Source organism: Acinetobacter sp. SFD, from assembly GCF_001647575.1.
GTDB lineage: Bacteria > Pseudomonadota > Gammaproteobacteria > Pseudomonadales > Moraxellaceae > Acinetobacter > Acinetobacter pecorum.
Genome location: NZ_LSZJ01000001.1, coordinates 66,177 through 79,104, shown reverse-complemented (window position 1 = coordinate 79,104; position 12,928 = coordinate 66,177). Strand labels below are relative to the sequence as shown.

The window sequence follows — 12,928 nt, the reverse complement described above, 5'->3', positions numbered from 1 at the left end:
AATTTTAGACACATTTTTCCCAAAAAAGCCCCGATATTTGCTAAGATATTGGGGCTTTTATGCATTATTCTTTATCAGTGTCTTCAAATTTGTAGTGGGTGTTCAATGGAACCTATGGTGGTGATGGCTGCGCGTGCGGCTCAGTTAGTTGGTCAAGAGCTTTTAAAAGCGCATCAGAATCGTCATAAACTCGATCTACAAGTCGAAGAAAAAGGAATTGATGGTCCGGTAACGCGTGTAGATCGTTATCTGGAGCAGTTGACCATCGATACCCTACGTAAAAGCTATAAAAATCACAGTTTCCTTGGTGAAGAATTTGGCTATCAGGAAGGTAATGGTCATGACGCCGATTGGTGTTGGGTGATCGATCCGCTAGATGGCACTTTAAACTTCATTAACGGTTTCCCGCATTTCTGTATTTCTATCGCAGTTCAGCACAAAGGCATTACTCAACACGGGGTGATTTATGACCCGGTGAAAGATGAGCTATTCTCTGCCAGTCGTGGTCGTGGTGCCATGATGAACCAGCGCCGTATTCGTGTGAATGTCAAAGACAGCCTGGAAAATACCTTTATGGCTGTTGGTCATGCGTATCGTGCCAAACGTAATGGCGAAGTTGTGTCTTATGCCAAGAATCATTTCCAGTCTTTGTTAAATGTTACTGAAGCTGGTGCGCAATATCGCCGTTCAGGTTCTGCAGCATTGGATTTGGCTTATGTGGCTGCCGGTCGTTTCGACGCTTATTTTGAACTTGGTTTGAAACCTTGGGATATCGCAGCGGGTGAATTGATCGTGAAAGAAGCAGGCGGTACTGTAGTTGATGCACGTGGTGGTAGCGACTCTATGGAAAATGGTCAAGTTTTGGCTTGTTCAATGAAAATGCTTAAGCCTTTAATGCAAGCAGTTGTTCCTGCTTGGGGTGAAGCAGCAAAATAATCGGGTTTAGATGAAGCAGATTTAATATTCTAAAAGGCATCCTTCGGGATGCCTTTTTTATATACTTATCTTCTTTTAATCGGGTAATGTCTATATTTTTAACACTGACTAGATATCGGAAATGTCCGGTGAATTACAGAAAATTGACTTTTTAGACCAATAACTACACTTTTATAATTCTTTAAGTATAAGAAAATTATACATAATTTATGAATAAAGAAAATTAGTTTTAAAACTTAATGACATTGTGGAATATTCTGCTATAATTTCGGCACGCACTTAATTTTCCGTTCTTTACCTGAACACTATCTTCTAATCATTGTATGCGCGTTCTGTCCATAGAGAGGACATATCCTTCGCGCCCCAATCGCTTAAGCGATTCCTTCAGGTTTGCGGCCGTAATCATATACGTGCGTTATATCCACATCGTCGTTATTCGGATCGCTGCTGAATCCTAACTTTTTCAGCTCTATTTGCTGTGCCGCTTTTTGCCGATGTCCATATTGTAATTTATTTAATGGAGCACCCACTTCAGGGTGAACACTCTCTATGAGCAAAACTTTTGCTGATTTTTCTCTCGACGAATCTCTAACCCAGGCTCTCGACGCTTTAGGCTTTACTACTCCTACTCCTGTACAAGAACAAGCGATTCCAGCTGCACTTGAAGGTAAAGACCTTCTTGTATCAAGCCAAACAGGTTCTGGTAAAACTGCTGCATTCTTACTGCCTACGTTAAATGCGTTGGCAAACCAAGATACATTAGTACCGTTTAAAGACCGTATGAAAGCGGTTACTCAACCGAATATTTTGGTGATTTCACCGACTCGTGAATTGGCACAACAGGTGTGTCAAGACGCAATTGCGCTTGTACGTCATATGAAAGGTGTTCGTATTGCAGCAATCATGGGCGGTATGCCTTTTGGTAAGCAAATTCAACAGTTAAAAGGCGCGCAAGTTGTTGTTGCAACTCCAGGTCGTTTACTTGACTTGGTGAATCGTCGTCAAATCAAATTGGATAAAGTTGACGCGTTAATCGTCGATGAAGCTGACCGTATGCTTGACCTGGGCTTCTCTGAAGACTTGGAAGCAATTGGTGAGTTGGCTGCAAACCGCAAACAGACTCTTATGTTCTCTGCGACGTTTGCACCACGTATCATTACACTTGCTGAACGCATGATGAATGATCCAATGCGTATTTCGATCGAAACAGGTCACTCTACAAATACTGATATTACTCAGACTTTGCATTGGACTGACGGTTTCGAACACAAGAAAAAATTACTGACTCACTGGTTAAACGAAGAAGACGTTGATCAAGCAGTTGTATTTGCGTCAACTCAAGAAGACACAGATATGTTGGCTGAAGAGCTTGCTGAAGCAGGTTTATCAGTTGTAGCGCTTCATGGTGCTATGCCACAAACGGTTCGTAACCGTCGTTTACGTAGCATTCGTGAAGGTCGTGCGAAGATCTTGGTTGCAACTGACGTTGCGGCACGTGGTCTTGACGTACCAACTATTTCACACGTAATCAACTTCGGTCTTCCAATGAAGAACGAAGACTATGTACACCGTATCGGTCGTACAGGTCGTGCGGGTCGTACTGGTAAAGCCATTACTTTGGCGACTTACCGTGAACGCGGTAAAATCCGTGCTTTGGAAGACTTCCTTGATGCGCGTCTGAACGTATCTGAAATTGAAGGCCTTGAGCCATCTCCACCTCCTGCACGCGGTAGTCGTGATGGCGGCGGTCGTGGTCGTGATGGCGGTGGTCGTGGTCGTGGCGGTTTCGGCGGTGGTCGTGGTCGTGATGGCGGTGGTCGTAGTCGTTTTGAAGGTGAAAGCAATTTCAAACGTCGTGAAGGCAGTGATGATCGTCCACGTCGTAGCTTCGATGACAAACCTCGTGGCGAACGTCCAGCGTTCGGTGGCGAAGATCGTCCACGTCGTGACTTCGGTGATCGTCCAGCTCCACGTCGTGAAGGCGGTTTTGGTGATCGTCCACAACGTTCGTTTGATGACCGTCCGAAGCGTGATTTCGGTGATCGTCCAGCTCCACGTCGTGAAGGCGGTTTTGGTGATCGTCCACAACGTTCATTTGATGACCGTCCAAAGCGTGACTTCGGTGATCGTCCAGCTCCACGTCGTGAAGGTAGTTTTGGTGACCGTCCTCGCTCTAATGATGACAACCGTGGTAACCGTGTAGATTACAAACCAGCTCGTGAAGGCGGTTATGGTGATCGTCCAAAACGTGATTTTGGTGATCGTCCAGCTCCACGTCGTGAAGGTGGTTTCGGTGATCGTCCAGCACGTTCATTCGGTGATGACCGTCCAAAACGTGATTTTGGTGATCGTCCAGCTCGTCGCAACTTTGATGACAAGCCACGTACTGAACGTTCATTCGGTGGTGAAGATCGTCCACGTCGCAAATTTAACGACTAATTCAGTCGCTAGATGAAGATAAAAAACCGGTAGAAATACCGGTTTTTTTATGCATTGAGTTTTTTACTTTTTAACGTAAAATGTCTACTAATTCATGTTTAGTCAGGGTTATGATAATTATTGATATGAAAAGCTTAACTGTTCGATCTCAATTGATAGAGGTGTATATGCCATATATCGCATTGACCTTGATTTTATGTAATATTATCTACTATTTATACAGTCTTTTTAATTAAGCAAGCTATTTGACTTAAACTTAAGTACATATTTTTTCTATAAAAAATCCGAAATATTCAATTATTGTCATTTTATTATGATATTAACCCATCTTTTTCAACTGCTAACATTTTGAACGTCGTTCCTTTATAGTATGCATGCTGAAAAAATGCAGGAATAAACTCAGCTATGAAAAATCAAACAGCGCGAGATACTCGTCAATCTCTGATTGAAGTCAAGAATTTGAGCTTCAAGCGGGGTGAGCGCGTGATTTATGACGACGTGAGTTTGAATATTCGTCGTGGGCAGATTACTGCCATCATGGGGCCATCCGGAACCGGTAAAACCACTTTATTAAGGTTAATTGGTGGACAGCTGACACCGGAACATGGCCAAGTTTTGTTGGACGGCAAAGATATTGCCTCAATGTCGCGTTCCGAGCTTTTTTCAGCACGTGCACGTATGGGCATGTTATTTCAGAGCGGTGCTTTGTTTACCGATATGAGTGTGTATGAAAATGTCGCGTTTCCAATTCGTGCCCATACCAAACTGCCAGAGCATTTGATTAAAGAAATCGTGGCACTAAAACTGGAATCAGTTGGTTTGCGTGGTGCAGAGCAGATGATGCCGTCTGAACTGTCTGGCGGTATGAACCGACGCGTAGCTTTGGCCCGGGCAATCGCGCTGGATCCTGAGCTGATCATGTACGATGAACCCTTTGCCGGGCAGGATCCGATTGTGATGGGGGTGTTGACCCGTTTAATCCGCTCTTTGCGTGAAGCACTGGACTTGACCACGATTATTGTTTCGCATGATGTCGCAGAAACCCTATCCATTGCTGACTACATTTATGTGGTGGCAGAGGGCAAAATTCAGGGCGAAGGTACGCCGGCAGAACTCAAGGCGCATCCGTCTGCTTTTGTACAGCAATTCCTGACCGGTTCGGTAGAAGGTCCGGTGGATTATCAGTTTAGTCATCGGGCTTATTTAAGTGATGAGGTACGTTCATGAATGCAATTGCCGCATTAGGTAGACGCGTTATTGAACGTGTACAGGGGATTGGGGTCGCGACCCTGATGCTGTTGCAGATTTTATTTTCCATGCCGACATGGCTTGGAGTGAAACTGTTTGTTTATCAGATGTACCGGGTCGGGGTGTTGTCCCTGCTGATTATTGTGGTGTCTGGCCTGTTTATTGGAGCCGTTCTTGGTTTGCAGATGTTTAGCATCTTGTCGACCTTTGGCAGTGAGTCGATGCTGGGAACAGCAGTTGCACTGACTTTGCTGCGTGAGCTGGCGCCAGTAGTTGCGGCTTTGCTGTTTGCTGGACGTGCCGGTTCAGCCTTGACCGCAGAAATTGGCCTGATGAAAGCCACTGAACAACTGTCCAGTATGGAAATGATTGGGGTAGATCCATTAAAGCGTGTAATTTCGCCACGTCTTTGGGCAGGGATTTTCAGCTTGCCCATGCTTTCGGTTATCTTTGCTGCAGTCGGGATTATGGGCGGTAAGATGGTCGGTGTGGACTTTCTGGGAGCCGACGAAGGCGCGTATTGGAGCGGCATGGAAAGCAGCGTGCAATTCTACAAAGATGTCTTGAATGGCACCATCATTAAAAGTTTTGTATTTGCATTAATTTGTACCTGGATTGCGGTATACCAAGGTTATGCTTGTGTCCCGACCTCGGAAGGTATTGCAACTTCTACAACCCGTACAGTCGTATATTCTTCACTGTGCGTTTTAGGCTTTGACTTTGTGTTGACTGCGGTCATGTTCGGAGGTGTTTAATGAAATCACGTACTAGTGAGCTGGCCGTTGGTGTTTTTGTTATTTTGTTTGGTATTGCCTTATTTTTCCTGGCAATGCGAGTCAGTGGCCTGGTTGGGAACAATATTTCCGACAGCTATGAAATGACGGCAACTTTTGAAAATGTGAATGGGATCAAGCCACGGGCCAAAGTGGCATTAAGTGGTGTAAAAGTAGGACAGGTGGACCAGATTACCTTGGATCCTGTCACTCGTCTGGCGACCGTACATATGACGCTGGATGGCTCGTTGACCTCGTTTAATGCCGAACAGCTAAAGCAGGTTCAGCAAAATGCGCTGGAAGAGTTGCGTTATAGTTCAGACTATACAGCGGCTACTCCGGCACAACAAAAAGACATGGAAAAACAACTCTTAGCTAACATGAAATCCATCACTAATATTGATGAAGATGCTTATATTATGGTAGCAACCAATGGATTGCTGGGTGAAAAATACCTGAAAATTATTCCAGGTGGAGGTCTGAACTATTTGCAACGCGGTGATCAGATTGCTAATACCCAAGGCACCATGGAAATTGAAGATTTAGTCACGAAGTTTATTACTGGCGGTGCCGGTAAGTCTTCGGATAGTCAAGAAGCAGCCCCAGAACAGGCGACAGTTTCAGGATCGACCGATGCAGAACCTGCATTCGTTGAATAATAGATTGAGGAGATATCAGTGAAGACTTTAGTAAAACAAACGCTTGCAGCAAGCATTCTTTCCACCATGGTTGCTGGTACAGTGTTTGCAGCTCCAAGCCAAACGCCTCCTGAGTTTATTAAACAAGTGGCGGATAATTTGGTTAAACGTTTACAGGCTGATCATAGCAAATTACAGAGTAATCCAGCCTTGGTCAAAACCATTGTGCGTCAAAATCTGGATCCATATATTGATTCACAAGCTTTTGTGCGTACAGTCATGGGCACTTATGTGCAACAAAGTACTCCAGCACAGCGTGCCCAGTTTGAAAAGAATTTCCGTGAAACCCTGATTGAAAACTATGGTTCGGCATTTGCGAAATATAGCAATCAGACTTACAGCATGCGTCCATATAAAGCCAGCAACAGCAAAAACCCTGTGGTGACCATCGACTTCAATAACAAGGGTGAGAAAATACCGGTAGCGTTCCAGTTGGTGGATAAAGGTTCACAGTGGAAAATCCGTAACATCAACGTATCTGGTATTGACCTAGGTTTGCAGTTCCGTAACCAGTTTGCTGCGACAGTCAAACGTAATGGCGGTAATATAGATACAGCGATTGCCAACTTTAAACCAGATGCAGAAGCCGCAATTGAAAAGAAATAACCAGATAGGTGAGCCGTGATTGTATTCAAGGATCAGGAATTGCAGGTGTCAGGCAACATTGACTATGCCAATGCGCAGGACTATTACCTAGAGGGCCTGCGTGTGATTCAGTCACAGAACAAGTTTCCGCTGGTAGTTAATCTGGCCGGGCTTGAAAGTGGCAGTACCTTGGCTCTGGCAGTATTGGTGCGCTGGCTGCGTCAGACGCCTAAAGCACAAGGCCTGCAGTTTAAAGCTGTTCCACCGAAGATGATGAATATCATTCAGGCCAGCCATCTCCAGGATGATCTAAAAATCATTCAGTAGAAGTAATAAAAAAGCACCGAAAGGTGCTTTTTTATTACTTTTCAAATAGGCATGGATCAGATGAGATGTATTTCTTGAGCTTCTCTTTAAAAGTAGTGCTTTAAAGCTCGCTCAAATCCATTTCTTCCATCTAAAGTAAATTAATGGTCCGATCAGAAAGCCGATCAAAATAATACTGACCATAATGAAACTCATGGAGCCTTTAGCAAAGGGCAATACATCGGTATTCATCCCATAAATACTGGCAATCAGCATCGGTGGCGCAAGCATACTTGGCAGAATAGAGAAGCGGCGAATGGTATCGTTCTGTTCGGTGTTAATGAATCCTGATGTAGTATCGAGCAGGAAGCGCACTTTCTGGAACAGGAAGGCATCATGCTCCACCAAAGAGCGGACATCTTCACTGAGCTCCCTGATATCTGCATCATAAATATGACTCCCTAAAGCGCGTGGACGCGCCAAGAAGGTCAAAACACGACGTAAATCGATCAGACAGAGTTGCGCTTTACCCAGCATATCTTCCAGTTGCGCCAGCCGGGTAATCATGTCATCCAGATCGAGAATTTGCTCACGATGACGGTTATTCAATACTTCGGTTGAATATTTTTCTAAATCTTTATGGACATCTTCCAGGATGTCGGCCAGTTCATCCAGCTTGGCTTCGAGCAGACCCAATAAAATCCAGGTCGGATCTTTATAATCGATGTCATAATCATTGCGGCGTGCCCGGGCACGAAAGGCACGAAAAGCCACCAGCTTTTCACCGCGCAAGGTAAACAGACGATCCTTATGCAGAATAAATGCCACAGTCTGTACCGTGGCCAGCATACTGGACTCATCTTCATTTTCGTTCTCGACCTGATAGTTTTTATTTTTGGTTAAGAAATATGTGCTGATGTGCAAAATTCCGTCATCATCACGGTAAAATCGGGCACTGGAGGAAATATCTTCTAGCGATTTTAAAGTCGGTAAGTTTTGCCCATAGGCATCTAGAATCCATTGCTGCTCTTCTTGTGAAGGTGCAATCAGGTCAAGCCACACTAAATCTGGATGTAAGTCGAAATCACCATTAATCGTGATATCTTCTAAACTACCGCGCTCTGTGGCGTAAAAGGCTTCAAGCATGCTGTCTTTTCTCCCTAGCGCAGTATGTGAATTGGAATGGGTGTATTTTAGACAAGGAATTGAATAAAAACACTGATATTAAGTGGTTATTTTTGGAAAAAACGCGCTGGAAGCGATTACGTACAATATACCGTCAATTAGAGGATGAAATAATGAATTCTATCGCAATTTTTTGTGGTTCAGCCCTAGGCTCGGATCCTCTTTATGCCCAGATCGCTAAAAAGGTGGGTCAGACCTTGGCCGCTAGGCATCAGACGCTGGTATATGGGGGCGGTCGTTCTGGCTTGATGGGAATTATCGCTGATAGTGCTTTGGCCGCCGGTGGCAAGGTGATTGGGGTAATTCCGAGGCAACTGGTGAATCGTGAACTGGCACATCCGCATATTACCAAGTTATTCGTGGTGGAGAATATGCATGAGCGTAAAACCCGAATGTCAGAACTGGCTCAAGGGTTTATTGCCATTCCGGGTGGTGCGGGAACGCTGGAAGAAATTTTTGAACAGTGGACCTGGGCGCAACTGGGAATTCATAAAAAGCCTTGTGCTTTTCTAAATGTTGATGGTTTCTACGATGACTTGCTTAAATTTATCTACATGACCACCGAGAAAGGATTTACCAAGGCACGTTTTAGTGATGCTTTAATTGTCAGCGATGATCTGGAAGAAATTTTACGTCAATTCGAAACTTATCAGCCACCTGAGCCTAAATGGGGTAGGAGCGATCAGACCGATCTTGTAAAATAAGCTGCCCCCTAGCATAAAGTCATAAACCAGAGATGAAGATAATTACAGTGGCTGCAGCCATTATTTTAAATGAAGCGCAGCAACTGCTTGTGGTTCGCAAGAAAGGAACGTCCTGCTTTATGCAGGTTGGTGGCAAGCTGGAGCCAAATGAAGCACCAGAAGCAACGATGTTACGTGAAATTCAGGAAGAAATTGGCGCCCAAGCACACATTCAGCAATTCATTGGACGTTTTGAAACGGCAACAGCCAATGAGCCTGATCATCAACTGGTGAGTTATGTCTATTGGGTAAGACTGGATCAGGCACCAAAAATTGAAGCGGAAATTGCTGAAATGAAATGGATAGATCTGGACGAAAAGCAGGTCTTGCTGGCACCCTTGACCACTGAAATTGTCATTCCATGGGTGAAGTCACAGTTACTTGCTCAGGCGTAAATGTTCAGATTCCCGCACCGGCCAGACAGGCCGCATAAATTTTTTGACAACCCAGTTGTTCAAGTGTTTGGCTGAGTGCCCGGATCGAGCTGCCAGTCGTGACGACATCATCGATAATCAGCACCCGACGATACCGCAGCTTGGAAATGGTGCTGATCTGGAATTGTGACTGGATATCTTCAATTCGCTCCAGCCGGCTTAGGCCCTTTTGCGAGTGTTGTTTTAGTCGTCGAACAGGTTGCCAGATGGGTGCATTCAACTGTTTTGCCACATGTTTGGCCAGTACCAGAGATTGATTATAACCGCGCTCGGCCAGACGCTCATTCGAGATCGGCATCGGTACTATCGCACTGACTTTAGGCAGGTCTAAACTTAACAGCGCACCTGCCAGTAAATTTTGCAAATGCAGTTTCTGTTCATATTTAAACAGTTGAATCAAACGATCCATCGGATAGGCATAGTCGCAGGCAATCTGGAACTGCATTTCCTGCCGTTGAATGGTTTGATGTGCCCAGGGTAATTGTCGCCAGCAATCTTCACAGACTGAATGAATGGACTGATAATCGGTCAGGCAGAGCTGACAGGGCTGTAAGCGGGTGAGCCAGGATTTTCCGTGTTGCAGTAATTTAAACATAGGCATAGCGCGGTGCTTCCGGTAGCCAGCGTTGCAATAATGCTTCGGCCTGATCAGGATAATCCTTGAGCATCTGCTGGGCCACATAATGTGCCTGATTGAGCAGGTGATCATCACGTTCCAGTTTGGCCACACGGAAATTCATGTCGCCAGTCTGCTTGGTTCCAAGCAGTTCACCTGGGCCACGCAATTCCAGGTCTTTCTCGGCAATCATGAAACCATCATTGGTTTCGCGCATGATTCTTAAACGTTCCTGACCATTTTGCGACAGCGGATGTTTATACAGTAGGGCACAGAAGCTGGCTTTGGCGCCACGACCGACCCGACCACGTAGCTGATGCAGTTGAGATAAGCCCAGACGTTCAGCATTTTCAATCACCATAATGGAGGCATTGGGTACATCGACGCCGACTTCAATCACGGTGGTGGCAATCAGGAGCTGTAATTCATTATTTTTAAACTGCTGCATTACCGCCTGTTTTTCATCGGCTTTCATCTTGCCATGTACCAGTCCGATATTCAGCGCAGGAAAGCGCTCGCGAATTTCAGTGAAAGTGGCTTCTGCGGCTTGGGCATCTAAAGTTTCGGACTGTTCTACCAGTGTACACACCCAATATGCCTGCTTGCCTTCACCACAGTTGCTGGCAATCCGTTGCAAGACTTCTTCGCGCCGGTCTAATGGAATGGTCACGGTCTGAATCGGGGTACGGCCCGGCGGCAGCTCGTCAATCACAGAGGTATCCAGATCACCATAGGCAGACATAGCCAGTGTGCGTGGAATTGGAGTCGCAGTCATCACCAGTTGATGCGGTGACATACCATCCAGACCTTTATTTCTGAGTGCAAGGCGCTGATCCACACCAAAGCGGTGCTGTTCATCAATAATCACCAGACCCAGTTTGGCAAACTCGACATTCTCCTGAAACAGGGCATGAGTCCCGATGACCAGATGGGCACTTCCGTCCCGAATCAGCTGTTCTGCTGCTGCGCGCGCTTTACCTTTCTGCTTGCCGGACAACCAGGCTACATTTAAGCCTAAAGGTTCAAACCAGCGTTTAAAGTTGAGATAATGCTGCTCGGCCAGAATCTCGGTCGGTGCCATTAATGCTACTTGCCAGCCTTCTTCCAGGGCATGGCAGGCCGCTATAGCAGCAACCAAAGTTTTGCCGGCACCGACATCGCCTTGCACCAGACGCAACATCGGTTTATTGGTTCTTAAATCCTGTGCAATTTCTCTGGATACACGTTTTTGCGCACCGGTCATTTCAAAAGCCAGACTGGCCAGTAACCGTTTGGCATAGGTCTGACTTGGCGCAAATGAAGGCGCTTCGACCTGCTGGATGAAGGCCCGACGTGTCAATAGGCTGATCTGATGCGCTACCAGCTCTTCAAAGATCAGGCGCTGCTGTGCAGGATGTGAGCCTTGTGCGAGCTGCAGCATATTGGCATTGACTGGCGGGTGATGGATATATTCCAGTGCCTGTTTCAGCGCATAACCATTGCTAAATTTTGCTGGCAGCAATTCAGGCAGATGATCGCTGTATTGAGCCAAGGCCTGCTGAATATAGTCCCGTATTTTTGGCTGGGTCAGGCCTTCAGTCGCAGGGTAAATCGCCGTGAGCTGGGTTTGAGGTAAAGGTGTGTCCTCAGTAATGACTTGCAATTCGGGATGATACATTTCCAGACCGCGCGCACCTACCCGCACTTCACCAAAAATTCTTAAACGGTTACCCAGTTTGCAGCGGTCGGTAATGCCTTTATAAATATGATAAAAACGTAAAGTGACTTTGCCAAAATCATCATCTAGCAGCACAGCCATGGATTTGCGTTTGCCAGGTGGAAAATCCACGCCTTTAACGATACCTTCCAGCAGATAGCTGCGTCCCACGCTCAATTGATTCATGGGGATGATCGTGCTACGGTCTTCATAGTCACGTGGTAGATGAAAAAGCAAATCATCAGTATTGAAGATATTTAGTTTTTCGAGTAATGCGGCGGCGGCATTGCCAACGCCTTGTAACTGATGGACTGCAGCCATGTCCCCTCAACCAGATTTGTGATTCGGTGCTCAATGCATATTTTATTTATCGGTTATGGTAAAACATCCCGACGTGTGGCTAAACAACTATTTGAGCAAGGTCATCAAATTAGCACAATTAGCCAGAGTCCCAAAACAGATTCATTCGCAACTCATCTGATTCAGGATGTGCATCAACTGGATTTAACAGCAATTACACCAATTGACTGGGTCTATGTATTACTTAGTCCAAAACAAAGTACGGTTGAAGGTTATCAGCAGACTTATCTGGATTCGGTTCAACCTATTGTGGCTGCCTTGAAACAGCATCCGGTGAAACGGATTGTAGTGGTGTCATCGACACGAGTGTGTGGTCAAAATTCCGGTGGAATCGTAGATGACGAAACCGAAATTCACCCAATTGATGCTCAGGGCAAAATCTTGCAGCAGATGGAGCAGGCTTATTTCGCTGCTTATCCTGAGCAATGTACGATCATTCGTCCGAGCGGTATTTACGGTACTTCAGTAATACGCCTGCAAAAAATGGCCGCCTCGATGACGAGTTATCCGAATCTGCACTGGTCCAACCGGATTCACATTGAAGATTTATCACGTTTCTTAGCACAGATGATTCACGTGGAACATCCTGAAAAGTCTTATATTGTGACAAACAATGATCCAAAATTATTGCATGAAATATTGCAATGGTTCCAACGGCAGATGGGGCTTCCTTTGCTTAAGGTGGAAAGTGAGCAGGTGACAGGTAAGAAACTTTATGCGACCCGAATGCAAAAAATGGGATTTGAGTTAGAGCATCCAGATTGTTATGAGGATTATTTGGAGTTGATGGGGAAAAATAACCCTTCCTAACTTCCCTTTTTAAAGGGAGGAATTCCCCTCCTTTTCAAAGGAGGGGTTAGGGGAGGATTTTATCTAAAACCAACTCTCCCTAATCCTCACTTGCGCTTC

Annotated in this window: 13 protein-coding genes; 10 read left to right on the top strand and 3 right to left on the bottom strand. The window is 45.5% G+C overall.

The window, feature by feature from the left end; all coding sequences use genetic code 11:
* The first annotated feature begins 105 nt into the window (after positions 1-105).
* The 7 genes from AY605_RS00470 (at position 106) to AY605_RS00435 (ending at position 7,006) form a co-directional block, all read left to right on the top strand.
* On the top strand, positions 106-936 hold the full coding sequence (locus AY605_RS00470; RefSeq protein WP_034608351.1) for an inositol monophosphatase family protein: 831 nt from the start codon (positions 106-108) through the stop codon (positions 934-936).
* A 549-nt stretch (positions 937-1,485) separates the two neighbouring features.
* Positions 1,486-3,375, top strand: a complete 1,890-nt coding sequence (locus AY605_RS00460) for a DEAD/DEAH box helicase (RefSeq protein ID WP_064094542.1) — start codon at positions 1,486-1,488, stop codon at positions 3,373-3,375.
* A gap of 405 nt (positions 3,376-3,780) precedes the next feature.
* On the top strand, positions 3,781-4,602 hold the full coding sequence (locus AY605_RS00455) for an ABC transporter ATP-binding protein (protein ID WP_064094541.1): 822 nt from the start codon (positions 3,781-3,783) through the stop codon (positions 4,600-4,602).
* Positions 4,599-5,378: a lipid asymmetry maintenance ABC transporter permease subunit MlaE gene (gene mlaE / locus AY605_RS00450; RefSeq protein ID WP_005248230.1), complete on the top strand. Its 780-nt coding sequence runs from the start codon at positions 4,599-4,601 to the stop codon at positions 5,376-5,378. The genes AY605_RS00455 and mlaE overlap by 4 nt, the downstream gene beginning before the upstream one ends.
* Entirely contained in the window at positions 5,378-6,055 is a 678-nt protein-coding gene (locus AY605_RS00445) for an outer membrane lipid asymmetry maintenance protein MlaD (protein ID WP_064094540.1), read from the top strand. The genes mlaE and AY605_RS00445 overlap by 1 nt, the downstream gene beginning before the upstream one ends.
* Positions 6,056-6,073: 18 nt before the next feature.
* Positions 6,074-6,700 carry an MlaC/ttg2D family ABC transporter substrate-binding protein gene (locus tag AY605_RS00440; RefSeq protein WP_064094539.1) on the top strand — a complete coding sequence of 209 codons (627 nt, stop codon included), beginning with the start codon at positions 6,074-6,076 and terminating at the stop codon, positions 6,698-6,700.
* A gap of 15 nt (positions 6,701-6,715) precedes the next feature.
* Entirely contained in the window at positions 6,716-7,006 is a 291-nt protein-coding gene (locus AY605_RS00435; protein WP_064094538.1) for an STAS domain-containing protein, read from the top strand.
* A 111-nt stretch (positions 7,007-7,117) separates the two neighbouring features.
* Here AY605_RS00435 and AY605_RS00430 read toward each other — a convergent pair whose 3' ends face one another.
* Positions 7,118-8,131, bottom strand: a complete 1,014-nt coding sequence (locus AY605_RS00430; RefSeq protein ID WP_064094537.1) for a magnesium and cobalt transport protein CorA — start codon at positions 8,129-8,131, stop codon at positions 7,118-7,120.
* 152 nt (positions 8,132-8,283) lie between these two features.
* On the opposite strand from AY605_RS00430, the gene AY605_RS00425 reads away from it, so the two are divergent.
* Both AY605_RS00425 and AY605_RS00420 read left to right on the top strand, forming a co-directional pair.
* Positions 8,284-8,874, top strand: a complete 591-nt coding sequence (locus AY605_RS00425; RefSeq protein ID WP_064094536.1) for a TIGR00730 family Rossman fold protein — start codon at positions 8,284-8,286, stop codon at positions 8,872-8,874.
* A gap of 32 nt (positions 8,875-8,906) precedes the next feature.
* Positions 8,907-9,308 carry an NUDIX hydrolase gene (locus tag AY605_RS00420; RefSeq protein WP_064094535.1) on the top strand — a complete coding sequence of 134 codons (402 nt, stop codon included), beginning with the start codon at positions 8,907-8,909 and terminating at the stop codon, positions 9,306-9,308.
* 4 nt (positions 9,309-9,312) lie between these two features.
* Here the strand turns inward: AY605_RS00420 and AY605_RS00415 are convergent, their stop codons facing one another.
* Both AY605_RS00415 and recG read right to left on the bottom strand, forming a co-directional pair.
* Positions 9,313-9,948: a ComF family protein gene (locus AY605_RS00415; RefSeq protein ID WP_064094534.1), complete on the bottom strand. Its 636-nt coding sequence runs from the start codon at positions 9,946-9,948 to the stop codon at positions 9,313-9,315.
* Positions 9,935-11,980 (bottom strand): ATP-dependent DNA helicase RecG, encoded by a 2,046-nt coding sequence (gene recG / locus AY605_RS00410; RefSeq protein WP_064094533.1) that lies wholly within the window; start codon positions 11,978-11,980, stop codon positions 9,935-9,937. The genes AY605_RS00415 and recG overlap by 14 nt, the downstream gene beginning before the upstream one ends.
* A 33-nt stretch (positions 11,981-12,013) precedes the next feature.
* Between recG and AY605_RS00405 the strand changes: the two genes are divergently transcribed.
* A complete protein-coding gene (locus AY605_RS00405) occupies positions 12,014-12,829 on the top strand; it encodes an NAD(P)H-binding protein (RefSeq protein WP_064094532.1) in 816 nt (271 codons plus the stop codon).
* Positions 12,830-12,928 lie beyond the last annotated feature (99 nt).